Raw genomic sequence first — 24,155 nt, 5'->3', positions numbered from 1 at the left:
CCTGTCCCCTTTGTGGTGGTTTTGGTTAGAGAGCGGGTGGGAGGGTGTCGAGGAGGGCTTGGGCGGTGTTGGCGGCGCAATCGCGTGAGTCGATGATGTAGTCGGCCCAGGCGCGGTAGCGTGGCATGCGCTGCTTGGCCAGCTTATCGATGCCTTCGCGGGCGGTGATGGGGCGTCCCTTGTGGGCGAGTTCGTCAAGCTTACGGTTGAGCATCACGATCTGACTGTTCTGGTGCAGCAGCGGGTAGTTCTCGTCTCGCGTGACCACGCCGCCGCCCGTGGAAAGCACCAGGCCGCTGCGCTTGGAGATGTCGGCCAGCGTCGCCGTCTCCTGCTCGCGGAAGGCCGCCTCGCCGCGCTCGATGATAAAGTCGGCGCAGGGCATACCCAGGCGATTCTCGAGTGCGCGGTCCAGGTCAATGTGCTCGCGACCCGTGAGCAGGGCAATCTGCTCGCCCACGCGGGTCTTGCCCGAACCCGGCATGCCAATCAGGGCGATGTTCTGCTCGCGGCGGGACAGGCGCTCCGTTACGTCCAGGATGCGCTCGCGCGGGGTGACTTGGCCGGTGTAGCGCTCAACAGCCTGTGCCGCCTGGGCCACAAGCATGAGCAGGCCGCCGATGCAGGGGATGCCGCGGCGCTCGGCTTCGAGCATTAGGCCCGTGCGGGCGGGGTTGTAGACGATATCGATGATGCCCTCGAGCGCGTCGAGGCCCTCGAGCGTGCAAGGCGCGTCGGGGCAGTGGGGGAACATGCCGGCAGGCGTGCAGTTGACGAGCAACGCGGCATCGGATTGCTGGGAGATGTTGTCGTAGTTGACCTCGCTCGCGCGTCCTACGGGTACCACGATCGCGCCCAGGTCGCCCAGCACCATACTTGCCGTGGTGCCGGCGCCGCCGGTGGCACCGAGCACGAGGGCCTTCTTGCCGGCAACCTCTACGCCTAACTCCTCGACTAGACACTGAAAACCAAAGTAGTCGGTGTTGTCGCCACGTAGACGGCCGTCAGGCAGGCGTGTGATGGTGTTGACGTTGCCCATGCGCTCGGCCAGCGGACTCAGCTCGTCCAGGTATTCCATGACAACGCGCTTGTAGGGGATGGTCACGTTGGTGCCCTCCCATTCGTCGCCCGTCATAAAGGCCTCAAGATCCTCGGGCTCGCGCTCAAATCGCACGTACTCGAGTCCCGCGAGCTCCTTGTAGATGGTTGGGGTGTAGCTGTGGCCCAGCACGCGGCCCAGCACGCCGTAGGGGCGGGTTGCGGCGGCATCGGTCATCTAGAGCACCTCCGTGTAGCTGCCAAAGTAGGTGAAGCTCTCGCACACGTCGTCGATGGAATCGAGCAGGTCGTCGAGGGCCTTGCTACCAAAGGGGCAGTCCAGGTCAAAGTAGAACATAAACTCAAAGTCGTGCCCGGGGATGGGACGGCTTTCGAGCTTAATGAGGTTGATGTTGAGCGCATAGAAGCGCTCGAGTACGCGGTAAAGGGCGCCCGGCTCGTTGGCTGTGTTGATCATGAGCGAGGTACGGTTGGCGCCGGGGTAGACGCGCGGCTCGCGACTGATGACGACAAAACGCGTATAGTTGTTGTCCGAGTCCTGGATGTTGGGTTCCAGCACCTCCAGTCCGTAGAGTGCCGCACAGCTGCGCGAGGCGATCGCGGCAACATCGGTGCGTTCGGAGCTGGCGACCATCTCGGCCGACATGGCCGTGTTGGGGTACTTGGTGGCGTGCAGGTCGTGCGCCTCGATAAAGCCGGCGCATTGGGCAATGGCCTGGCCGTGGCTGTAGACCTCGCGTATGTCCGCGAGCTTGGTGCCGGGCTTGACGAGCAGGTTATGGTCGATCTTGAGGCGCAGCGAGCGCACGATATGGAAGTCGAATTGTGCGAGCAGGTCGTAGACGGCGTTGACCGAACCGGCGGTGGAGTTTTCGATGGGTAGCACGCCAAACTCGCAGAAGCCGTCGCGCACGGCACGCATGACGCCCTCGAAGGTCTCGAAAAACGCAATATCGGGTACGTCGAAGAGCTTGCACGCGGCGATTTGGCTGTAGGCGCCTTCCACGCCCTGGCAGGCAACGGAGGCCGTTTGAGGGAAAGGCGTATCGAAGGCTACGGCCGTGGCGTGGGCTTTTTGCGACACCGTGATGCCCTTGAGCTCGTTGATGTAGCGCTGCTGCTGGGCTTTGCTCATGCTCATGAGGAGGCGGAACAGGGTGATGGTCTGAGCCTCGTAGCGCTCGGGTGCGCGACTGGCGAGGTTATTGAGCTTGGAGCGCTCGCGGGCGGGGTCGAAGACGGCCTTGCCCATCTCGATTTTTGACTTGGCGACCTCGGTGGCAATGTCCATGCGCTCGATAAAGCTGTTGAGGAGCGTGGTGTCGATGCCGTCGATGGCCTGGCGGATGTCAGCAAGGTCCATGGAGGCCCCTTTCGTGAATCGTTGCCTGGGGTAGTTAATTTGGGACGGGGCTTTTTTAGCTACCCTTTGGCTGTCGACGAATCGATGGGTGCCAGGGCAAATATCAACTGGCACATGGGGTAGCTAAAAAAGCCCCGTCCCAAATTAACTACCCCAGGGTGGGCTAGCGCTGGCCTGCGTCCTCGAGGAGGGCGTCCCAGATAGCTAGCGCTGCGGCTGCTTCGGCTACGGGGACGGCGCGCGGGACGATGCAGGGATCGTGGCGGCCGTGGACCGAGAGCTCGGCATTTTCCATAGCGTCCATGTCCACCGTCTGCTGCTCGCGGCCAATGGAGGGCGTGGGCTTTACGGCCATGCGCCACATGACGGGCGCGCCCGTGGAAATGCCGCCCAGGATGCCGCCGGCGTTGTTGGACTCGACCTCGATCTCGCCCGTCTCGGCATCGATACGATAAGGATCGTTGTTCTCGCTGCCGCGCATAGCCGCCACGGCAAAGCCCATGCCAAACTCCACGCCCTTAACTGCGGGAATGCCAAACGCGATCTGAGCGATGCGGTTCTCTATGCCGTCGAACATGGGATCGCCAATGCCCGCGGGAAGCCCATAGATGCCACACTCCACGATGCCGCCGATGCTGTCGAGTTCGTCGCGCGTGGCCAGAATCTCCTCGCGCATGCGGCCGGCTGCGGCGGCGTCAATGCAGGGAAGGTCGTTCGTAAGGATCGCCTTGCGGTCGGCCTCGCGATAGACCATGTCGTCCATGGGCAGGTCGGAGATGCCGCCGATCTGCGCGACGTGCGCCATGACCTGAATGCCGCGGGCCTCGAGCGCCTGCAGCGCGATCCCGCCGGCGATGCACAGGGGTGCCGTTAGGCGGCCGGAGAAATGCCCGCCACCAGCGACATCGTGCATGTTGTGATACTTCACGCGCGCCGGAAAATCCGCGTGTCCGGGGCGGGGCTTGCGGCGCAGCTCGGAATAGTCCTTTGAACGCGTGTTGGTGTTCTCGATAATCGCGGCGATGGGTGCTCCCGTGGTATGTCCATCGACCACACCGGCGATGATATGCGCGGCGTCGGCCTCGCGGCGTTTGGTCGCGGTCTCGTCGCGACCGGGGGCACGACGGTCAAGGAAGGCCTGCAGCCGCTCCTGGTCAACAGCGATGCCCGCCGGGATGCCATCGAGGGAGCAGCCGATGGCGGGGGAGTGCGACTGGCCGAAGATGCTTAAGTGCAAGACGTTGCCAAAGGTCGAGGACATGCTATTCCTCCTCGAGTGTGACCTTGCCGCCCAGCAGGCGGTAGTGGTCGAAGAAATCGGGATAGGACTTGTTGACGGCATCGGCACCGTGGATCACGACCTCGCCGGTGGCGCGGCTCGCGGCGATAGCGGCCATCATGGCGATGCGATGGTCGTTGTGCGAATCGACCTCGCCGCCGGTAAAGGCGTCGACGCCCTTGATGATGAGGTCGTCGCCGGCAATGCGCACCTGCGCGCCCAGCGCGGTGAGCTCGCGGGTGGTGGTGACCAAGCGGTCGGATTCCTTGATGCGCAGACGGGCACAATCGCGGATAAAGGTGCGGCCCTGTGCCAGCGAGGCCACGGCCGAGATGACGGGCACCAGGTCCGGAATGTCGTGGGCACTCATCTCAAAGCCGGCGAGCTTGTCGGACTGCACGGTGGCGGCGTTGGTGGAGCGCACGATGCGGGCGCCAAAGCGCGAAAGCGCGGCAAGCACGTTACGGTCGCCCTGTGCGGAGCTTAGCGACACGCCCTCGACGGTGATTGGGTCGGTACCGATGGCGCCGGCGCACAGCCAAAAGGCGGCGTTGGACCAGTCGCCCTCGACGGCCACGCTGCCGGGCGTGCGGTACGAGCCACTGCTCACGCGGAAGTTCGTGACCTCGGGCTGGCCGTCCTTGGCCGGAATGCGCTCGACGTTGACCTCGACGCCAAAGGCCTTCATGGCCTGTATCGTCAGGTTGATGTAGGGGCGGCTCTCGATGAGCCCGGTCACCTGCACGCAGGAGGGCTGGGCCAGCAGCGGGGCTGCCAGCAGCAGGCCCGAGATGTACTGCGAGCTCACGTTGCCCGGAAGCACAAAGGTGCCCGGGCGCATGCGGCCGCTCGTCTTGAGCGGAAAACCGCCCAGACCCTGTAGGTCGCAGCCGGCGGCGATGATCTCGTCCGAGAGCGGGGAGAGCGGGCGGGCGCCCAAGCGCCCCTGACCCACAAAAGTTGCTTCTGCACCCAGCGCGCAGGCGACAGGCAGCATAAAGCGGAGCGTGGAGCCGCTTTCACCGCAGTCAAGCGTGCCGCCGGCAAGGGCCTTGAGCAGGCCAAACTCAACACTCTTCATGGTGGGGTGGACCTGGAAGCCGTCCTCGACGGTCTCGATGCGGGCACCGAGTGCCGTAAGGCAGCGCACCGTAGCCTCGATGTCGGCACAGGTGGTGTTGCAGGTGACGTGTGTCTCGCCGTTGGCGAGCGCGGCGCAGATGATGAGGCGATGCGCCATCGACTTGGACGCGATGGCGGGAACGGTGCCCTTGAGTGGGGACGGGGTGATGCGGGCTAGCATGCGGATGCGTCTCCCTTCTGGCCGAGGCCCTCGGCAATGAGTTCGTGGAAAGTGGAAAGCGGTGTGCGGTCGATGCTGCAGCGGCCAATGCCGTGCGGAATCACTAGATCGATGGTGTCGCCCGCGCGCTTCTTGTCGTGGAGCGCCTCGGCAAAGACGGTATCGGCATCTAGGTCGCAGCGGGTCGTGAGGCCATGGCGGGCGCAGAGTTCCTCAATACGACCGGGCAGTGCAGCATCGCAGACGCCGTGCAGGGCCGCGGCGCGCGTGATGATGCCCATGCCGATTGAAACGCAGTTGCCGTGTCCGAGCTCAAAGTGCTCGCAGGCCTCGACGGCGTGCCCGGCGCTGTGTCCAAAGTTAAGCAGCTTGCGCTGGTTGGTCTCGCGCTCGTCGGCGACGACCACGGCGCGCTTGATGTCGATATTGCGGGCGATTATGAGCGCTACGCGGGCCACGTCGCGGTTGAGCAGCTCCAGCGTGAGCGGGGTCTTCTCCAGCTCGGCGAAAAGCTCCGGGTCGGCGATTACGGCGTGCTTGACGACCTCGCCGCAGCCGTCGGCGAACTGCTCGGGCGTGAGGGTGGCCAGGCACCCCACGTCGGCAATGACCACGCTCGGCTGCCAAAAGGCGCCGGCCAAGTTCTTGCCGGCAGCGAGGTCGATGGCCGTCTTTCCGCCCACCGACGAATCAACCATGGCGAGCAGGCTCGTGGGGACCTGCACAAACTTGCAGCCGCGCATGTAGGTGGCGGCCACAAAGCCCGCCACGTCGCCCACGACGCCGCCGCCGAGTGCCGCGATCACGTCGGAGCGCGAAAGCTCGTGCTCGGCCACAAACTCCAAAATGGCAACGTAGGTCTCGGCGCGCTTATGGGCCTCGCCGGCCTCGAAGGTGCAGATGCTCACCTCGTAGCCTGACGCCTCCAGGCTCTGCTTAACGGGCATCTGGTAGAGCGGGCCCACGTTGGTGTCCGTCACGATGACGGCCTTGGTGCCGCCGGCGGTGGCGCGCACGAGCGGCCCCGCCTGCTCCAGCAAAAACGTGCCAACATGCACCTGATAGGGGCGTGCAGTGTCGATATCGATGGTAATCGCCATAAGCTTCGGTCCTTTCGACCTGGCGTGATGGGTTGTCTAGTGGGAGGCCTCGTCGTCGAGTGCGCGCTTGATGCGATCGCCCTCGGCAAGGAGATTCTCCAGATAGCGCTGGTCGCGTTCCTTAAGGGCGCGGCTGTAGGCGCCGAGCGATTCAATCAGATGGTCGATCTCGAAGGCGAGCGCATCGGCGTCGTCGATCATGAGCTCGGACCACATTTGCGGGTTGAGGTGCGCCACGCGGGTGAGATCGCGGTAGCTACCGGCCGAAAAGCCGTGGTGGACCTGGGCAGTGGGGCTTTTGACGTAGGCGTTGGATACCACGTGCGCAAGCTGGCTCGTGAAGGCGATGACACGGTCGTGCTCGGCGGCGCTGGTCACGCTGAACTTGCCAAAGCCCAAGGGGCGCACCATCTCGCGCACCTGGCCCAAAAGCTCCAGCTTGAGCGCATCGTCCACCGCGGGCGGTACGAGCACCAGCGGGGCGCCCTGGAACAGGTCGGCGCGGGAGTGTGCATAGCCCGAGTACTGCGTGCCCGCCATGGGGTGCGCGCCCACAAAGTAAAAGCCGTGCTCGCGGGCAAGCTCAAAGGCGCGCTCGCACACGATACCCTTGACGCCCACCGTGTCAATTACCACGGGGCCCATGATGGCCTCGGTATCGGTGGCGTCGGCGAGCGCCTGGGCGTGCGCCTCGAGCCACTCGATGCAGGCTTCGGGGTAGCAAGCCAGGACGATGATGTCGCATTCGCCGAGCGTCTCGTCGTTGAGCTCGCCGGCAACGGTGCCCATGCTGGCAGCCGTCATGACATCGTCATCGGGATCCCAGGCCAGCACGCGGACGCCCGCCTGCGCATAGCCGCGGGCAAAGCTGCCGCCGATGAGGCCAAGGCCGACGATGCCGGCGCACTTGGGGCCGCCCTGGTTAACGCGCGCGTTTCTCACGGTACCCATGGGCTACTCCATGGTCTCTTGGCAGACGACCTCGCGGATGGCTCGGATGCGGCGCATGGTGTCGTCGAACTGATCGGGGGTGAGGGCCTGGGCGCCGTCGGACCAGGCGCGGCTCGGCTCGTCGTGGACCTCGATCTCCAGGCCGTTGGCGCCGCAGGCGGTCGCGGCAAGCGCCATGGGCTCAACGTAGCGGGTGTAGCCGGTGGCGTGGCTGGGGTCGGCGACGACGGGCAGGTGCGACAGGTGGTGCAGCACCGGCACGGCGTTGAGGTCGAATGTGTTGCGAGTACGGGTCTCGAAGGTGCGGATGCCGCGCTCGCACAGGATGACGTTGTCGTTGCCCTCGCTCATGATGTACTCGGCGGCCATGAGCAGCTCATCGATCGTGCCGGACATGCCGCGCTTAAGCAAGATCGGAGTCTTGGTCTTGCCGACCTCTTTGAGCAGAGGGAAGTTCTGGGCGTTGCGGGCGCCGATCTGCATGACGTCGATTTTCTTGTCCAGGAAGACCTGCACGTCGCGCGGGTCCATGATCTCGGTGACGATCGGCATGTCGAGCTCGGCAGACGCCTCGCACAGCAGGTCCAGACCGGCGGGGCCCATGCCCTGGTAGGCGTACGGGGAAGTGCGGGGCTTGTAGGCACCGCCGCGCAGCATCGTGGCACCGGCGGCCTTCACGCGGCGGGCGATGCGGATGAGGTTCTCGCCCTCGACGGAGCACGGGCCGGCGATGACCTGGAACTGATCGCCGCCGATCTTGACGCCGTGGCCGCAGTCGATGACGGAGTCCTCGGGGTGGAACTTGCGGTTGGCGCGCTTGAACGGCTCGGAGACGCGCTGCACGCGCTCGACGACATCCATGGACTCGAGCAGGAACGGGTCGATCTTGGTCGTATCGCCCACCAGGCCGATGATCGTCTCATTCTCGCCGCGCGAGACATCGGTCTTCAGGCCCTTTTTCTCAATCCAGCTGACGATATGGCTGACGGCCTCGTCGCTGGCGCTCTCTTTTAAAATTGCAATCATGGTGTGCCTCTCACCTCGATGGATAGCCCTTGCAAAAACGGCCCGCATCGCGAGCCGTGTACATATGGTGCATGAGAGTTTATACTATCTGACTCGCTTTTGCCTTCTAAAGTGGGCCGTTGAGCCGCGTCTTCCCCGGAATTGCAAAGCTTTTTCTTTTTTTGATAGCCCGTGGTGCACTTGGGTATAATGCCAAACGTTGGCCCTATTAGCTCAGGGGATTAGAGCGTCTGCCTCCGGAGCAGAAGGCCGTTGGTTCGAATCCAACATGGGGCACCATCGAACGTGAGACCGTCCGAACCTCGCATGGTCCGGGCGGTTTTTCTTATACCGACGCGACGTGATGGGACGTGGTATGGCAGCAACGGATATCGAGCGCGGACTCTCGACCGCCGAGATCGAGGAGCGCATCGCCGCCGGTAAGATCAACCGCAACATGGAGCTCAAGACCAAGTCGGTCAAAGAGCTCATCATCGAGAACCTCTGCACGCTGTTCAATTTGATCAACGTGATCTTGGCGTTCCTGGTCATTTTGACCGGTTCGTTTAAGAATCTGACGTTCCTGTTCGTGGTGTTCCTCAATACCGCTATTGGCGTCATTCAGTCCATGCGTTCCAAGAAGATGGTCGATAAGCTCACGCTGCTGACCTCCAAGAAGGCCATCGCGGTGCGCGACGGCTCCGAGGTTGAGCTCGACCTGGATCAGATCGTGCTCGACGACATCATCCGCCTGGGGCGTGGCGACCAGATTCCCGCTGACGCCGTGGTGGTTTCGGGCGAGGCGCTCGTGAATGAGAGCCTGCTGACGGGCGAGAGCGATCTCATCAAAAAGCAGCCCGGCTCCGAGCTCATGAGCGGCAGCTTTATCGACTCGGGCTTGCTGCGCGCCCGCGTGATCCATGTCGGCGCCGACAACTACGTGGCCAAAATTAATAACGAGGCGAAGTACGTCAAAAAGGTCAATTCCGAGATCATGAACGCGCTTAACGCCATCGTGCGCTTTGCGAGCATCATCATGATCCCGCTCGGTTTGGCGTTGTTTGCCTCGAGTGTGAGCGAGCTGTGGGATGCCGCGGGAACTCCAGGCGATAGCGCGCTTTCGTGGTGCTTTTCCGAGCTGTTGGCTGGTCATGTACCTTCGTCGGCGCTACTGTCCACGGTGGGCGCCCTGCTGGGCATGATCCCGCAAGGCCTGGTGCTGCTGACCTCGTCGGTGCTCGCCATCGCCACGGTGCGCCTGGCCCGCCGCAAGGTGCTGGCACAGCAGCTCTACTGCATCGAGACGCTCGCCCGCGTCGACGTGCTGTGCCTGGACAAGACGGGTACCATCACGTCGGGCCGCATGGAGGTCGAGGGCACGTATCCGCTGCCGGTTGAGGGCGTTGGCTTGAACGCGGGGGAGAGCGAGGCGTCTGTCCCCGTCGATACCACGGTGCTCGACTTTGCGCTTGCCAATGTTGCCCGCGCGACCTCTGCGGATGCCAACGAGACCTGCCAGGCGCTGCTCAACTATTACGCCGATCGCCCGGTCGAGGTGTCTGAGCCGCTGTCGGTCATTCCGTTCTCGTCCTCCAAAAAGTGGAGTGGTGCCTCGTTTGCGCAGGGCTCCTATGTGATGGGTGCGGCGCAGTTTGTGCTCTCTGATCGTGCGTTTGCCCAGGTCGAGAACCGTGTCGCCGAGCTTGCCGATACCTGCCGCGTGCTCGTGGTGGCGCGCGTGGACGGCTTTACGCCCGATGGCGATATGGTGGGCGAGGCCGAGCCCGTGGGCTTTGTGACCATCCGCGACGAGATTCGTACCTCGGCGGCCGAGACCATCGGCTACTTTAACGAGCAGGGCGTGACCCTTAACGTGATCAGTGGCGACGACCCGCGTACGGTGTCGTCGATCGCGCGCGTGGTGGGCGTGCCGGGGGCGGACGCTTATGTGGACGCCACGACGCTCGATACGCCGGCCAAGCTCGATGCCGCAGTGGACCGCTACCATGTTTTTGGTCGTGTGACCCCGCAGCAGAAGCGCGAGCTCGTGCAGGCACTCAAGCGCCGCGAGCACACCGTGGCCATGACGGGCGACGGCGTCAACGACGTGCTGGCGCTCAAGGAGGCCGACTGCTCCGTCGCCATGGCGGCCGGCTCCGATGCCGCGCGCAACGTGGCCGAGATCGTGCTCGTCGACAACGACTTTGCCTCGATGCCCGCCGTGGTGGCCGAGGGCCGTCGCTCCATCAACAACCTGCAGCGTTCGGCTTCGCTGTTCTTGACCAAGACGCTGTTCTCGATGGGCCTGGCGGCGCTGTGCATCGCACTGCCGCCGTACCCTTTCGAGCCGATTCAGATGACGCTCATCAACTTCTTCTGCATCGGCGCGCCGGGCTTTGTGTTGGGCCTGGAGCCCAACAATGCTCGCGTGAAGGGGTCGTTCCTGACGAACGTGCTCAAGCGGGCACTGCCGGCGTCGCTTGCGGTCATTTTGGCCGCGGCGCTCGATATCTTTGTGGCGCGCGTGTTCGGCTTTAACCAGCTCACGCTGTCTACGATGTGCCTACTTACGTCGTGCGCGGCGAGTGTCAGCCTGATCTGGCGTATCTCGCAGCCCCTCACGCCCTTACGTGTGGCGCTCTTTGTGTTTGTAGTTGCCGGCATCCTGACGGGCGTTATCGGATTCCCGAAGCTGCTGTCTATTGCCAACCTGTTGATGGGCCAGATGGTTATCTTGGCTGTCATCGTGGTCATCACCTGCTCGGTGTTCTTTAAGCTCGCCACGATGATGGATTCGCTCAAGCCGCGTCGTCGTCATGCCGCAACTGGTTTTGGCCGCGGTGTGCGCGTCCGCTTGGGTCGCGGTGGCGGCAAGGTGAGCTCGACGGGTTCGACGGCCGAGCGTTTTGCCAAGCGCGTCGCCGCCGACATGGCGCAGCGCCGCGAAGCTCGCACCGTTCGTGAGGCCGAGGCCCGCGCACTCGAGGGCGTGGTCCAGGCCCAGCCCAAGAAAAAGAAGAGTACCGGAGTCAAGCGCTCCCGCGTGACCAAGTCCGCCCAAGGCATCAAAGTCTCGATGCCAAGCAAAAAGAAGAAATAACTACGCGCCCTGGCGATGTTGAATTGGTGCCTTGCTCCTGTGGGGCCGTGGCGATGTTATGCTCTAACATCGATTGTTTGAATTGCTTCGAAAAGAGGATGCCGTGATCTGCCCGCATTGCCTTAAGACTATCGAGGACGGCGCCTCGTTCTGCCCCTACTGCAACGCCTATGTGGGTCCGGGCGATGGTCCGGAGCACACCGAGTTCGTGTTCTGTGAGGGCTGCGGTGCCCGTCTTTCTCCGCATGATCGCACGTGCCCCAAATGCGGACGCCCCGCTCCGGGTATCCTCTCCGAGGACGCGGCCGCATCCGACCTGGCAGCGGGCCGCACGGCGGGCTTTCCGCGCCTAACGCAAGAGCAGATCGATACCGAGGTGCCGCATGCGCCGGCCTCTGCCGCTGCGGTGCTTTCGGACGCCGCCGACCCCAATGAGACCTGCGTGCTGCCAGCTTTCGATAAGGATTTCGGTATCCCCAAGGTCGATATTCCCATGCCCGTTTCCCTGCATGACGATGCTCAAAAACCCAAGCGCAAGGTGCACCCCGACGAGGACGCCTATCACAAGCACAAGCGTCATATTCCCAAGCCGCTTATCGTAATCGCGGTCCTTGCCGTCGTTTGCGGCGGTGCCTATTGGTTCGTGACGACCGATCCCATGGGTGTTATGCCCGGCTTCTACGACCAGTTTGGCCAAGCTGCACAGACCACCTTCCCCACGCGCCAAAAGGGCGAGGCCACTGAGGACGATACCAAGCAAGACGATTCTGCGGAGGTGGTCCAGGAAGAAACCGTGCTCACCGATGATCAGCTCTATACCAGGCTCGACGGTCTGTATCAGACCATCGTGTCCTACGCTGACGAGGACCAGATCGGCGAGGTCATCGATTCCTTTAACAACGGCTATCTCCGAACGCCGCTGTCCACCCGTCAGGAGCTGTCGCAGAGTGCCTACGCCCTGCGCGACCAGATCAAAAAGACGCAAGATGAGCTTAACAACCTTAAGTACCAGGACGATACGGTCTATGCGGATGACATCGCCCACTTAAAGCAGCTTGCCGAGTGGATGTATGAGCGCGTTGACGTGATCTGCCAGAGCTGGGATATCTCGCTGGCCATTCCCGATGGCGAGTCGATGAGTTCCCACCAAAGCGAGATCCTGGCGCCCATCGCGCAGGGTGGCAACAGCGCGCTGAACCAGTACGACGCCAATGTGGGTTCCTGGAAGCCGCAGCAGCGTTCCTAAAATTAGTTCGCCATAGTCGGCATAACCTACGTGCGCAATTGATGTAAGCCCGTGCTTATTGCTACAATTCGTACAAATATGCTTTAAACGCACGAGGAAGGAACCACATGTTTGGTTTTAAGAAAGAGCTCTACACGCCCGAGTATCAGCTTGTCGGTGACGAGTGCGCCGTAATCGAGACGTCGAAGGGTACCATCAAGGTCAAGTTTGACGGCGAGGGCGCTCCCATTCATGTCGCGAACTTCTGCGAGCTTTCCACGATGGGCTTCTATGATGGCCTTAAGTTCCATCGCTATGTGCCCGGTTTTGTTATCCAGGGCGGCGACCCCAATACCCGCGACATGTCCGGCGCCGACGTCGCTGCCGGTCTTGAGGGCCCCGACGGCATGCCCGGTACCGGTGGCCCCGGCTACTGCATCAAGGGCGAGTTTGCCACCAATCCGCGCAACAGCCATGTCGATGGCGCCCTTGCCATGGCACGCTCCATGGATCCCGATTCCGCGGGTTCGCAGTTCTACTTCTGCCTGGGTGCCCAGCATAACCTCGATTCTGGTTACACCGTCTTTGGTACCACGGTCGAGGGTCTCGATGTGATTTCGCAGCTGCGTGCCGGCGACGAGATCGTCCATGTCGAGATTGTTCACGAGTAAAGGGGACTTTCTTGAATAGCCAGCTGATCCAACAGGGCCGCGCCGCTTACCGCGCGGGTGATTTTTCTGCTGCAGCCCAGATGCTTGGGGCGGCAAAGACTCCCGATGAGATTATGGGCGAGGCCGATCACCTTCGTGGCAACGCCTTGATGCACCTGGGCATGTATGCCGAGGCTGCCGAGGCCTATGCCGCCGCCCTCAACGACGGCACCTACGGCAAGCGCGGCGCGCTGCTCACCAACCGCGGCAAGGCGCTCGCCGCCGTGGGCGACTACACGACGGCCGCCCAGGCTTTCTCTGCCGCTACGCAGGATGCTTCCTATGCCACGCCGTTCAAGGCCTATCTGGGCCTGGGCAATGCGCTGTTCCAGTCGGGCGACTATGCCAACGCGGGAACCGCCTTCCGTCAGGCTGCCATCGACGGCGCCAATCCGGCTCCTGCCGCCGCACTCGGCGAGCTCGGTCGTTGCTTCATTAAGCTCGGCCGTCCGGCGGATGCCGTGGAGACTTACCGCACGGCTATCGACTTTGCCGGCCCCCGCGACGACACGCGTGCGCTCAACGCCGGCATGGGTCAGGCGCTTTCTGCCGCCGGCCGTCCCTCCGACGCACTCGACGCCTTTAATGCCGCTACTGCCGATGGCATCTACCAGCTCACCTCCGAGCAGGCCGATGAGCTTGCCCGCGTGCAGGATTCGCTTGCCGCGCTGTCTGCCCAGACGGCTATGGCCACGGCTCCGGCGCCCGCGATGGACGCTCCTGCCGTCGATCCGCTCGATCCTACGGGCGCGACCGGTCAGTTTATGCCTGATCCCTCGGACACCGGCTTCTTTACGCTGTCCGAGTCCGAGATGGTCCAGCAGGATCGTCAGGATCGTAAGCAGGCCAAGGTCCGTCGTCGCCATCGCCACACGGGTCTCAAAGTCTTTATCGTGCTGCTTCTGCTTATTTTGATCGCCGCGGGCGGTCTGGGCTTTGCCTACACGCGCGGCTTTGGCTTCCCGTCTCAGGAGTCTGTCGTTACCGATCTGTTCCAGGCTGCCGGCGACGGTGACGCCGCAAAGGCCGAGTCTTGCCTGGCCTCGAGCCTGTCCGAGGACGCTAAGTCGATGATCATCTCCTCGATTCCGCAGGGTGCCACCGTGTCCGTCGAGGGCATGGATCAGTCCATGACCGAGACGACCGCCAAGGTGAAGGCATCGCTGTCCAAGGGCGGCGAGCAGGAGTACACCGTCAAATTCGTGCGCTCCGACAACCATATCGGCTGGGCCGTTTCTTCGCTCGATATGGATTTCTCGGCTGCTGACAACCAGTAGTGACCTTATGGGATTTAGCTTTGCCCGGCGCTTCACCGCAAGTGAGGTGCCGGGCTTGCGCTAGTATGATGGGCTAGTAGTTTTCCAGCAATCATCCAACACATCAGGAGTTGCGTTGTTTTCTTTGATGGATATGTTCTTCGGTAGCTATGCGGGCGATCTTGCCATCGACCTCGGCACCGCAAATACGCTTGTCTCCGTGCGCGGCAAGGGCATCGTCATTCGTGAGCCCTCTGTTGTCGCCATCGACAAGAACGACGAGCGCATCTTGGCGGTCGGTATCGAGGCAAAGCGCATGCTCGGCCGTACGCCCGGCAACATCGTGGCTGTTCGTCCCCTGAAGGACGGCGTCATCGCCGACTTCGATGTTACCGAGGCCATGCTTCGCTACTTTATCGATAAGGCGTCCGAGAAGCGCTATCCGTGGACTCCGCGTCCGCGTGTTGTCGTCTGCGTTCCCTCCGGTGTCACGTCGGTTGAGAAGCGCGCTGTCTTTGAGGCCACGATCCAGGCCGGTGCCCGCCAGGCCTATCTGATTGAAGAGCCTATGGCAGCCGCTATCGGCGCCGACCTGCCCGTCGAGGAACCCACCGGCTCCATGGTCATCGACATCGGCGGCGGTACCACCGAGGTCGCCGTTATCGCTATGGGCGGCATCGTCGTCTCGCAGTCCATTCGTATTGCCGGCGACGAGTTCGATCAGGCCATCCTCACGCACGTTCGTGATGCCTACAACCTGGCCATCGGCGAGCGTACGGCAGAGGACATCAAGATCAAGGTCGGTTCCGCCGTGCCGCTCAAGGACGAGCTCGACGTCGAGGTCAACGGCCGCGACGTGATCACCGGTCTGCCCAAGACCGTGCGCATCGAGAGCGAGGAGATTCGTCGCGCGCTCAACAAGCCGCTCGACGAGATGGCCAAGGCCGTCAAGGACGCACTCGACGCTACGCCTCCCGATCTTGCCTCGGACCTTATGTACTACGGCATTTTGCTGACCGGTGGCGGCGCGCTGCTGCGCGGTCTCGACGTGCGCCTGCGCGATGAGACCGGTGTTTCGGTCAACGTCAGCCCCACGGCGCTCGATAACGTCGTTAACGGCTGTGCCCGCGTGCTCGAGGCCAATGCGTTTGATGGCGGCTTCGTCCAGACCAATGCTTAATTTCCAAAAGGTGGATTCCATTTGGCACGATCTTCGGGTTTCTCCACAAATCTGAATACCAAGCGACAATCAACGGGTATGCGCCCGTTGATTGTTTTCAGCCTGATTTCGGTGTTGCTGCTCACGTTTTACATCCGCGAGGGCGAGGCAGGACCGATTCATGCCGTGCGCTCGGGCGTGACGACGATTACCTCGCCGGTGCGCTTTGTGGGCTCGGCTGTGGCGGCTCCCTTCAATGCGATCGGTAACGTGTTCTCTAACCTTACGGCGTCGCAGGACACGCTTGACGAGCTTAAGAAGCAAAACGAGGAACTGACCTCTAAGGTTGCTGAGCTCTCCGAGGCTCAAAAGACCGCCGAGCGTCTGGAGGGGCTGGTCGGCCTGCAGTCGACCTATAACCTCAAATCGACCGCTGCTCGTATCGTTGGTGCCTCCGGCGATGCCTGGACCTCGACCGTTACCATCGACAAGGGCTCTGCCGACGGGCTTACCATCAACATGCCCGTGACGAGTTCTGCCGGTGTTATCGGCCAGATTATCGAGGTATCGGCCAAGACCTCTACCGTGCGCCTGATTGGCGACGAGAACTCCGGCGTATCCGCCATGGTGCAGGACACGCGCGCCCAGGGTATGCTGCAGGGTCAGGCTGACGGCACGCTGCGTCTTGAGTACGTGAGCGTCGACTCCGATGTTAAGGTTGGCGACATCATCGTGACCTCGGGCATTGGCGGTGTGTTCCCCAAGGGTCTACCGCTCGGCACCGTCTCGTCGGTTGAAAAATCCGCAAACGACGTGTACTACACCATTGTGGTGCGCGCCCAGACGACGGCCGAGAACAACGAGGAAGTGCTGGTCATCACCTCGCTGACCGACGAACAGTCGGCCTCGGATGAGGACGTGAGCACCGCTAATAGCACGCCGCAGGGAACGTCGCGCGATGCTGCGACCAAGACGAAGGACGAGAGCTCGGATGACGGTTCCGACACGTCCGAGACGACCGATTCCGGCTCGAGCGAGTAGGGGGCATGTCCATGGATCTACACGAGCAGGGGATGAGCTCCCGTACGTTTGTAATCGCCGCCATCGTGTGCGTGCTGCTGCAGGCAGGCCTGGCACCGCAGATCTCCATTGCGGGCGGTCGCGTCAACTTTATGATTATCCTGGTGTGCATAAGCGTGTTCTCGGGCGACCCGACCCGTGCCGTCGTGTGCGGTTTTTGCAGCGGCTTGTTCTATGACCTTTCCGCTGCCGTGCCGGTGGGCGTTATGTCGCTCCTGCTGACCGTGGGTTCTTTTGCCCTGGTGCATAGCGCCGCCGGTCAGACGGGCGGTACCCCGAGTGCGCGCGGCATCACGGTGGGTGCCTTCGCGCTCGTCATTAATGTGATCTACAGCATCATCTTGCTGTTTATGGGTTTGGAGACGAGCTTTGTCGTGGCGATCTTCGGCCATGCGCTGCCGTCTTCGATCCTGACGGGTTTGGTTGCCATTCCGTTTTTGATGTCCGGCGTCGTGCCGCAGTCCGGTTATGGATTCTCCGCACGTGGCGGACGCCAGACGGGCATGCGCTTTAAGCCCAAGACCCGTAAGCTCAAATAGGGGAGGCTCGTAGATGTCTTCCCAGATGACGGTTATTATCGCCGGTATCGTGCTGGTTGTGGCCATCGTGGTCGCGCTGGTCATCATGCGTCGCGGCGATTCCCGTTTTACCTACGATACGCAGCATGGAACGGCCCCGCGCGCCACCGAGGGCGAGGGCAATACCGCGGCGACCGCCTTTAAGGGCCGCTTCTCCATCCTCACCACGGGTGTGGGCGCGATGTTCGCGGCGCTTGCCGTCAAGCTGTGGGGCATGCAGATGGTCTCGTCGGACTATTACGAAAAGCAGGCTAATAGCAATCAGACGCGCACCGTTACCACACCCGCTGTGCGCGGCCGCATTCTCGACCGCAATGGCGTGGCACTTGTCCAGAACCGTCCCTCACTTGCTGTCGTGGCTTACCGCGACCTTGCCGAGGATGAGGTTCTGGTTCGCCATCTTGCCAACGTGCTCGGTATGCCCTACGTGGCGGTTCTGCGCAATATTCAGGACAATTCCGAGGGCGCCCAGAGCCTGCATACCATCGCGACGGACGTCCGTCGTTCCACGGTTGCCTATATCAAGGAGCACGCAGGCGAGTTCCCGGGCGTCAAGATTGCCGAGCGTACCGAGCGCCAGTACCCGTACGGCGAGACGGCCTGTCACATTTTGGGCTATACCGGCACCATTACCTCCGAGCAGCTCGAGGCCCAGAATAAGAAAACCTCTGGCGATGATGATGCTTCTGCTGGCAAGATTACGTACCAGTCGGGCGATATCGTGGGCCAGGCGGGTGTTGAGAGCTACTACGAAAACCTGCTGCAGGGTATTCGTGGCGAGCAGACCGTCAAGGTCGATGCCTCGGGCAATGTGACCGGTCAGGCCGGCGCCGTGCCCGCCAAGGCCGGCTCCGACATTAAGCTCACGCTCGACCTTAAGATCCAACAGGCCTGTGAGACGGCGCTGGCGAGCGCCATCGAGCTTGCCAAGACCACCGGCTACAGCAATGCCGGCAACGGCGCTGTGGTGTGCCTCGATCCCAACAATGGTGAGATCCTGGGCATGGCGAGCGAGCCCAAGTTCGATCCGTCCGTCTTTATCGGCGGCGTCTCAAATGACGTGTGGACCGAGCTCAATGATGACAAGGGTTCGCACCCGCTGCTCAACCGCGCCATTAGCGGACAGTACATGTCGGCCTCGACCATCAAGCCGCTCTCGGCACTGGCCGGTCTTGAGTTTGGAACCTACACTTCAACGCAGACAACCAACTGCACGGGCTATTGGACGGGCTTGGGCAAGGCTTGGGGCAAGCGCTGCTGGCTGACGTCTGGACACGGCACCATGACGCTGCAGTCGGGTATTGCCAACTCGTGCGACCCCGTCTTCTACGATATGGGCAAGGCGTTCTTTTATGACGAGCAACATTCCGAGGGCCTGCAGGAGGTCTTTCGTCGCTGGGGCCTAGGCAAGACCTGCGGTATCGATTTGCCGAGTGAGGGCGCGGGCCGTATTCCCGATGCCGAGTGGAAAGAGTCGTACTTTACCGACGCCTCTGCCGAGGACCGCAAGTGGAATGCCGGCGATATGACCAACATTGCCATCGGCCAGGGCGACATTTTGGTGACGCCTCTGCAGATGGCATGCGCCTACATGGGCCTTGCCAACGGCGGTAAGCAGTACGTGCCTCACGTGTTTTTGTCTGCCGTGTCGCGCGATGGCGACGGCGATGCCTATAAGTACAACGGCAAAGGCAAGAAGAAGCGCCTGGAGGCCAAGATCAACAGCGATTCGGATTTGGCTCTTGTTCGCAACGGCATACACGACGTGATTTACACGGCATCGACGTCCCTGGCGGCTCACTTTGGCACCCTGACGCCGCAGGTATACGGCAAGTCGGGCACGGGCGAGAAAAGCGGCGAGGACGAATACGCGTGGTTCTGCGCCTATGCGCCGGCCGATGATCCCAAGTATGTCATCGCTACTGTCCTGGAGCAGGGCGGCGGTGGCTCAGATACCGCGATGCATGTCGTGCGCGACGTGCTCGGCGCGATTTATGACGAGCCCGATACCTCTTCGGCCTCGGGCGATTCTTCGGTTCGATAGGAGGTTGCGATGGATTTTTCTCCGGCGGATCTGTTCCGTTCAACCAAGACCGGCTCTCGCAGCAGCCTGGACCGCGTCAACAAGCAACTTTCGGCCTCGCGCGGTACGTTTCGCCAAAAGGTGCATATCGGTGTGCTGCTGGCTACCGTCGCGCTCGTTGCCTATGGCGCCATCATTATTTGGTCGGCGTCACAGTTTAAGGCCGACGCCTCATTCTCGCGCCACCTGCTGGGCATTGGCATTGGCGCGGTGCTTGCGGTGCTCGTCTGGCGTACCGATCTGCGCGGCATCTCTAACTTCTCGACGGCGCTGCTCGTCATTGACCTTATTGTGATCTTCTCGCCCAAGATTCCGGGCCTGTCCTATACGGGCGGTCTGGGCATGACGGGCTGGATCAAGATTCCCGGTATCGGCTTGACATTCCAGCCGGTTGAGCTTGCCAAGCTCATCACCATCTTCTTTATCGCCACGCTTGGCTCGCAGTATAACGGTCGCATCGATACCGTTCGCGACTACGTCAAGCTCTGCGGCATGCTGTCCATTCCGTTTTTGGCCGTCGTCGCCATGGGCGACTTGGGCTCGGGCCTGGTCGTGCTGGTCTCGGGCGCCATCGTCATCTGCATGAGCGGTGCACGCCGCGAATGGGTGCTGTCGACCCTGGCCCTGCTCGTGGGCCTGGTGGCCCTCGTCCTGGCGCTCGATTCGGTCTTTGATTCGTTGCTCGGCCACGATGTGCTCATCAAGCAGTATCAGATGAACCGTCTGACGGTCTTTATCGACCCCGATAATGCCGATTCGGACGATGCCTACAACCTGCAGCAGTCGCTTATCGCCGTTGGCTCGGGCGGCTTCTTTGGTAAGGGTTTGGGCCATGCGACGCAGTCGGCCGGCGGCTTTCTGCCTGAGTTCCACACCGACTTCGTCTTCGCCTTCCTGTCCGAGACCTTTGGCTTTTGCGGTTCCTTTTTGCTCCTATGCCTCTACGTGCTGCTGATCTTTTCGACGATTCGCGTCGCCTTTAAGTGTGAGTCGCTGTTCTTGCGCCTATCGTGTGTGGGCATCGTTGGCATGTGGGCGTTCCAGACCTTCGAAAACATCGGCATGTGCATCGGCATGATGCCGATTACCGGTATTCCGCTACCGTTTATTAGCTTCGGTTCGTCTTCGATGATGATTCAGCTGCTGACGGTGGGTATCGTACAATCCATATGGCGGCATCGTTCGGGCGCCGCGTAACCGCTGGAGGGGTTTGCTATGAAAATTCCCGTAGATAAGCTGACCCGCGCTTTTAAGATGGGCGCGTCCGTTAAGAAGGATTCCGATACGCCGGTGCGCGTCTCGGTCTATCTGGATTCGTCCGCCTCGCGCTTTCTTGCTGAGACGGTGCGTGACGCCTTTGTGCCGCAGACGACCTCGGGCATTGTGCGCGTCGAGCGTCTGGGGGAGGAGCGAATTGCTCCAAAGACCGATACCGATGTGGTACTGGTGCTCTCGTGTGGTTCCGACCGCCTGGAGAGTGCCGTGCAGGAGCTCGTGATCGCCGGCGCGCCCGTGTGCGTGCTTGCCGAGTCTGCTGTGGAGGTGCCGTTTATCGAGGAGTCCACGCCCATGCTCGGCGTGGTGGCGGCAACCGATAAGACGTATCTGCTCGAGACGCTTGCCCGCTGGATTCTCGATCGTACGGACAAGGAGACGGCTTTTGCGGCGAACTTTGCCTTTATGCGCATCGCGGCAGCTAATCGTATCATCACCTCGTGCGCGCTCACCAATATGGCGACCGGTGCGCTGGTGTTTTTGCCGGGCGCCGATTATCCCGTTATGGCGCTGGCGCAGGTGGGCATGCTCTTTGAGCTCGCTGCCGTCTTTGGACGCGGCATTAAGCCTGAGCGCGGCTACGAGGTCGCGGGCGTGCTTGCCGGCGGTCTTGTGATCCGCGCGGTCACCCGCGCGCTCGTCAAGCAGACGCCGCATATTGGGTTTGCCGTTAAGGCGCTCACTGCTGCCGCGGGCACCTATGGCATGGGCCGTGCGCTTGTTTCGCTCTACGAGCGCGATGTCGACTACAGCCGTGCCAACGAGGTGGTCACTGCCACGTTCTCCCGCGTTCGCGATCTGGTGACCACGGTCGCGGGCGCTACCCGTCCTATGGCGTCCTACCAAGACGCATCCGATCTCGCTGCTTAGGGGTTTTCTGTTGCGCGTTCCGTATCAAGACTGCTTTCATTTAATTGAGCCGCTGCTCGCCAAGGTCGAAAAGCCGAGCCGCTATATCGATCACGAGTGGGGCACGCTTTCCAAGGCCGATGCCGACTACCGTTGCTGCCTGATCTACCCGGATGTGTACGAGGTTGGTTTGCCCAACCAGGGCATCGCCATCCTCTACAACATCCTTAACCAGGCCGAGGGCATCTCCTGCGAGCGTGGCTATGTGCCGTGGCCCGATATGGGTGATGCCATGCGCGAGGCGGGCATTCCGCTGCTGTCGCTCGAAGGTGCTGCCCCCGTTGCTTCGTTTGATATCGTCGGTCTGCATGTGCCGCACGAGATGGCGGTGACGAACTTCCTCGAGGCACTCGATCTCGCTGGCATTCCGCTGTTAGCGGCCGACCGAGGTGAAGACGACCCCATCATCATCGCCGGCGGCCCCTCGGTGTACAACCCCGAGCCGTACGCGGCCTTCTTCGATGCCATCCTCATCGGCGAGGGCGAGGAATCGCTGCTCGAGACCTGCCAGCTGCATCGGCGCCTGCGCGACGAAGGAGTCCCGCGCGCGCAGATTGTTGAGCAGCTTGCATCCATTGCCGGCAACTACGTGCCGTCGCTCTATGAGATTCGTCACGACGAGCCCTGCTCGCCGCATGGCTACACCGTGCCGCGCGAGGGCAAGGATGCTCCGGCCGTGGTCTACAAGCGCGTCGTCGAGGATTTCGGCGCCACGAATCCGCTGTCGCAGTCGTGCGTGCCCTATGCGCAGCTGGTTCACGACCGCCTGTCTATCGAGATTCTGCGCGGCTGCGCTCGCGGCTGTCGTTTTTGCCAGGCCGGCATGACGTATCGCCCGGTGCGCGAGCGTTCGGCCGACCAGATCGTCTCGTCGGTGATTCAGGGTCTGGAAAAGACCGGCTATGACGAGGTGTCGCTGACCTCGCTCTCCACGACCGACCACTCCTGCATTCGTGACGTGCTCGGCAGGCTCAACCGTCGCCTGGAGGATACGGGTATTCGCGTGTCTATTCCGTCGCAGCGCTTGGATTCGTTTGGCGTGGATATGGCCGAGTCGGTCGCCGGCGAAAAGAAGGGCGGCCTGACGTTCGCGCCCGAGGCCGGCAGCCAGCGCATGCGCGACATCATTAACAAGAACGTGACCGAGGAGGACCTGGACCGTGCGGCCAAGGCGGCCTTCGAGGCCGGCTGGAACCGCATGAAGCTCTACTTTATGATGGGCCTTCCCGGCGAGCGCGACGAGGACATCGTGGCCATCGCCAATCTGGCCGATCATGTGCTGGAGCTTGGTCGTTCCGTGGTGCCCAAGGCTCGTCGCGGCTCGATCTCGGTGTCCATCTCGGTTTCGGTCTTTATCCCCAAGGCTGCCACGCCGTTCCAGTGGTGCCCGCAGCTCGACTACGACGACGTCAAGCGTCGCCAGAAGCTGCTCATCACGAGCGTTCGCAACCGTGCCGTCCGCGTGCATTACCACGATGCCGAGACCTCGCTCATCGAGGCCGCGCTCTCCCGCGCCGGTCGTGACATGACGCCCGTCATCATCGATGCTTGGCGCTCGGGGTCTCGCTTTGACGCCTGGGTAGAGCATTTCTCGCTCGATAACTGGAAGGAGGCTGCTGCCAAAAACGGCATCGACCTCAATGAGCTCGTGCACCTGCCCTACGAGTTGGACTGGCGTCTGCCGTGGGAGCATGTGAGCCCCGGCTGCACGCGCGGCTTCCTCGAGCGCGAGTACCGTCGCTCGCTCGAGGGTGTCACGACTCCCGACTGCACCCGCACGTCGTGCACCGGCTGCGGAATCTGCCCCACGCTCCACGCCAAGAATGTATTGATGGGTGATCGCGCATGAGTGAGCGCCTGACCGACAACCCCACACTCTTTAGACTTCGTGTTCGCTATGGCAAGCGCGATCGCCTTAAGTACCTGGGACATCTCGAAGTAATCCATACCATTGAGCGCATCGTGCGCCGTGCGGGACTTCCCTATGCCGTCACGCAGGGCTTCTCTCCGCACATGCGCGTGGGCTTCTCTTCGGCGCTACCGGTGGGTACGTCGTCGATCTGCGAGTGGTATGACCTGTTTATGACCGAGTTCGTGGCGCTCGACGAGGCGTTTGGGCGCCTGGCTGCGGCGTCTCCGGCCGATCTGGCGCCCATCGAGGCGGCGTACATCGACGTGCGCACGCCGGCGTTGACGGCGCAGCTCACGCGTCTGTCGTATCGCATCGACCTGCACTTGGATCCCGAGGCGCCCGTAAGCGCCGACGAGGTGCGTCGTGCGATCGACACGCTGCGCGCGGACCATGGCATCGACTACGCGCGCGGCAAAAAGAGCAAGCGCTTGGATTTGGATCACACGCTCGTGGGCTATGAGCTCACGGCGGGGGAGCGCCCTGACCATTTGGTGCTCATGCTCGACACCCATGCCGACAACGAGGGCTCCATGCGTCCGGAAATTTTGCTTTCCGCTGCTGATGTTTTGTTGCAGGGCTTGACCCCGGGCGTGGATGCACCTATTGTTTCCACCGGAATGCAAGACCTCGTGACCATCTGCTCCTACGATGTCGAGCGTCAGAATCAAGCATGCGAGGACGACGAGGGCCGACTCGTCAGCCCCATACCTGTGCGAACTTGTGGATTTGCTCCACATACTCGTTGACGGGGGTATTTTCGCCTGCTACTATATTCGGCTGTTGCACTAACTGATGCATGAAGGGCAAG

General features: G+C 62.1%; 19 protein-coding genes and 1 tRNA gene. 13 read left to right on the top strand and 7 right to left on the bottom strand.

Going from position 1 to position 24,155, the window contains the following annotated elements; all coding sequences use genetic code 11:
* Positions 1-25: 25 nt before the first annotated feature.
* The 7 genes from DW661_RS02135 to aroF all read right to left on the bottom strand — a co-directional run bounded on the left by DW661_RS02135 (position 26) and on the right by aroF (position 8,081).
* Positions 26-1,276 (bottom strand): shikimate kinase, encoded by a 1,251-nt coding sequence (locus tag DW661_RS02135; protein WP_118934371.1) that lies wholly within the window; start codon positions 1,274-1,276, stop codon positions 26-28.
* Positions 1,277-2,422, bottom strand: a complete 1,146-nt coding sequence (gene pheA / locus DW661_RS02130) for a prephenate dehydratase (protein ID WP_118934369.1) — start codon at positions 2,420-2,422, stop codon at positions 1,277-1,279.
* A 163-nt stretch (positions 2,423-2,585) separates the two neighbouring features.
* On the bottom strand, positions 2,586-3,683 hold the full coding sequence (aroC, locus tag DW661_RS02125) for a chorismate synthase (RefSeq protein ID WP_118934367.1): 1,098 nt from the start codon (positions 3,681-3,683) through the stop codon (positions 2,586-2,588).
* A gap of 1 nt (position 3,684) precedes the next feature.
* Positions 3,685-5,004: a 3-phosphoshikimate 1-carboxyvinyltransferase gene (gene aroA / locus DW661_RS02120; protein WP_118934365.1), complete on the bottom strand. Its 1,320-nt coding sequence runs from the start codon at positions 5,002-5,004 to the stop codon at positions 3,685-3,687.
* On the bottom strand, positions 4,998-6,104 hold the full coding sequence (aroB, locus tag DW661_RS02115) for a 3-dehydroquinate synthase (RefSeq protein WP_118934363.1): 1,107 nt from the start codon (positions 6,102-6,104) through the stop codon (positions 4,998-5,000). The genes aroA and aroB overlap by 7 nt, the downstream gene beginning before the upstream one ends.
* Positions 6,105-6,140: 36 nt before the next feature.
* Positions 6,141-7,055, bottom strand: a complete 915-nt coding sequence (locus tag DW661_RS02110) for a prephenate dehydrogenase/arogenate dehydrogenase family protein (RefSeq protein WP_118934361.1) — start codon at positions 7,053-7,055, stop codon at positions 6,141-6,143.
* A 3-nt stretch (positions 7,056-7,058) separates the two neighbouring features.
* A complete protein-coding gene (gene aroF, locus DW661_RS02105) occupies positions 7,059-8,081 on the bottom strand; it encodes a 3-deoxy-7-phosphoheptulonate synthase (protein WP_117786071.1) in 1,023 nt (340 codons plus the stop codon).
* A 202-nt stretch (positions 8,082-8,283) separates the two neighbouring features.
* Between aroF and DW661_RS02100 the strand changes: the two genes are divergently transcribed.
* The 13 genes from DW661_RS02100 to DW661_RS02040 all read left to right on the top strand — a co-directional run bounded on the left by DW661_RS02100 (position 8,284) and on the right by DW661_RS02040 (position 24,093).
* Positions 8,284-8,360: transfer RNA gene (locus DW661_RS02100), tRNA-Arg, on the top strand.
* Positions 8,361-8,436: 76 nt separating this feature from the next.
* Positions 8,437-11,160 (top strand): HAD-IC family P-type ATPase, encoded by a 2,724-nt coding sequence (locus DW661_RS02095; RefSeq protein WP_118934359.1) that lies wholly within the window; start codon positions 8,437-8,439, stop codon positions 11,158-11,160.
* A 103-nt stretch (positions 11,161-11,263) separates the two neighbouring features.
* Positions 11,264-12,406 (top strand): zinc ribbon domain-containing protein, encoded by a 1,143-nt coding sequence (locus DW661_RS02090; protein ID WP_158564348.1) that lies wholly within the window; start codon positions 11,264-11,266, stop codon positions 12,404-12,406.
* A gap of 107 nt (positions 12,407-12,513) precedes the next feature.
* On the top strand, positions 12,514-13,056 hold the full coding sequence (locus DW661_RS02085) for a peptidylprolyl isomerase (protein WP_055249980.1): 543 nt from the start codon (positions 12,514-12,516) through the stop codon (positions 13,054-13,056).
* An 11-nt stretch (positions 13,057-13,067) separates the two neighbouring features.
* Positions 13,068-14,372 carry a tetratricopeptide repeat protein gene (locus DW661_RS02080; RefSeq protein ID WP_233502548.1) on the top strand — a complete coding sequence of 435 codons (1,305 nt, stop codon included), beginning with the start codon at positions 13,068-13,070 and terminating at the stop codon, positions 14,370-14,372.
* A gap of 127 nt (positions 14,373-14,499) precedes the next feature.
* On the top strand, positions 14,500-15,531 hold the full coding sequence (locus DW661_RS02075) for a rod shape-determining protein (RefSeq protein WP_006236061.1): 1,032 nt from the start codon (positions 14,500-14,502) through the stop codon (positions 15,529-15,531).
* A gap of 78 nt (positions 15,532-15,609) precedes the next feature.
* Positions 15,610-16,551, top strand: a complete 942-nt coding sequence (gene mreC / locus DW661_RS02070) for a rod shape-determining protein MreC (protein ID WP_117635285.1) — start codon at positions 15,610-15,612, stop codon at positions 16,549-16,551.
* Between the two features lie 11 nt (positions 16,552-16,562).
* Complete coding sequence (locus DW661_RS02065; RefSeq protein WP_117635284.1) at positions 16,563-17,129, top strand: hypothetical protein; 567 nt, start codon at positions 16,563-16,565, stop codon at positions 17,127-17,129.
* 13 nt (positions 17,130-17,142) lie between these two features.
* Positions 17,143-19,212, top strand: a complete 2,070-nt coding sequence (gene mrdA, locus DW661_RS02060; RefSeq protein ID WP_118934357.1) for a penicillin-binding protein 2 — start codon at positions 17,143-17,145, stop codon at positions 19,210-19,212.
* A gap of 9 nt (positions 19,213-19,221) precedes the next feature.
* A complete protein-coding gene (locus DW661_RS02055) occupies positions 19,222-20,448 on the top strand; it encodes an FtsW/RodA/SpoVE family cell cycle protein (RefSeq protein WP_055249988.1) in 1,227 nt (408 codons plus the stop codon).
* Between the two features lie 18 nt (positions 20,449-20,466).
* Positions 20,467-21,396 (top strand): YcjF family protein, encoded by a 930-nt coding sequence (locus DW661_RS02050; protein ID WP_006236071.1) that lies wholly within the window; start codon positions 20,467-20,469, stop codon positions 21,394-21,396.
* A gap of 10 nt (positions 21,397-21,406) precedes the next feature.
* Positions 21,407-23,284: a TIGR03960 family B12-binding radical SAM protein gene (locus DW661_RS02045; RefSeq protein ID WP_118934355.1), complete on the top strand. Its 1,878-nt coding sequence runs from the start codon at positions 21,407-21,409 to the stop codon at positions 23,282-23,284.
* On the top strand, positions 23,281-24,093 hold the full coding sequence (locus DW661_RS02040; protein ID WP_117757141.1) for a TIGR03936 family radical SAM-associated protein: 813 nt from the start codon (positions 23,281-23,283) through the stop codon (positions 24,091-24,093). The genes DW661_RS02045 and DW661_RS02040 overlap by 4 nt, the downstream gene beginning before the upstream one ends.
* The last annotated feature ends 62 nt before the right edge of the window (positions 24,094-24,155 follow it).

This window comes from Collinsella sp. AM24-1 (genome assembly GCF_003470325.1).
In the GTDB taxonomy this organism is placed as follows: domain Bacteria; phylum Actinomycetota; class Coriobacteriia; order Coriobacteriales; family Coriobacteriaceae; genus Collinsella.
Note: the sequence above shows the minus strand (reverse complement) of the source record. Positions and strands in the feature narration are given on the sequence as shown.

Coding starts and splice junctions, on each gene's coding strand:
- DW661_RS02135 (WP_118934371.1), bottom strand. CDS start 1,276: ATGACCGATGCCGCCGCAACCCGCCCCTACGGCGTGCTGGGCCGCGTG.
- pheA (WP_118934369.1), bottom strand. CDS start 2,422: ATGGACCTTGCTGACATCCGCCAGGCCATCGACGGCATCGACACCACG.
- aroC (WP_118934367.1), bottom strand. CDS start 3,683: ATGTCCTCGACCTTTGGCAACGTCTTGCACTTAAGCATCTTCGGCCAG.
- aroA (WP_118934365.1), bottom strand. CDS start 5,004: ATGCTAGCCCGCATCACCCCGTCCCCACTCAAGGGCACCGTTCCCGCC.
- aroB (WP_118934363.1), bottom strand. CDS start 6,104: ATGGCGATTACCATCGATATCGACACTGCACGCCCCTATCAGGTGCAT.
- DW661_RS02110 (WP_118934361.1), bottom strand. CDS start 7,055: ATGGGTACCGTGAGAAACGCGCGCGTTAACCAGGGCGGCCCCAAGTGC.
- aroF (WP_117786071.1), bottom strand. CDS start 8,081: ATGATTGCAATTTTAAAAGAGAGCGCCAGCGACGAGGCCGTCAGCCAT.
- DW661_RS02095 (WP_118934359.1), top strand. CDS start 8,437: ATGGCAGCAACGGATATCGAGCGCGGACTCTCGACCGCCGAGATCGAG.
- DW661_RS02085 (WP_055249980.1), top strand. CDS start 12,514: ATGTTTGGTTTTAAGAAAGAGCTCTACACGCCCGAGTATCAGCTTGTC.
- DW661_RS02075 (WP_006236061.1), top strand. CDS start 14,500: ATGGATATGTTCTTCGGTAGCTATGCGGGCGATCTTGCCATCGACCTC.
- mreC (WP_117635285.1), top strand. CDS start 15,610: ATGCGCCCGTTGATTGTTTTCAGCCTGATTTCGGTGTTGCTGCTCACG.
- DW661_RS02065 (WP_117635284.1), top strand. CDS start 16,563: ATGGATCTACACGAGCAGGGGATGAGCTCCCGTACGTTTGTAATCGCC.
- mrdA (WP_118934357.1), top strand. CDS start 17,143: ATGTCTTCCCAGATGACGGTTATTATCGCCGGTATCGTGCTGGTTGTG.
- DW661_RS02055 (WP_055249988.1), top strand. CDS start 19,222: ATGGATTTTTCTCCGGCGGATCTGTTCCGTTCAACCAAGACCGGCTCT.
- DW661_RS02050 (WP_006236071.1), top strand. CDS start 20,467: ATGAAAATTCCCGTAGATAAGCTGACCCGCGCTTTTAAGATGGGCGCG.
- DW661_RS02040 (WP_117757141.1), top strand. CDS start 23,281: ATGAGTGAGCGCCTGACCGACAACCCCACACTCTTTAGACTTCGTGTT.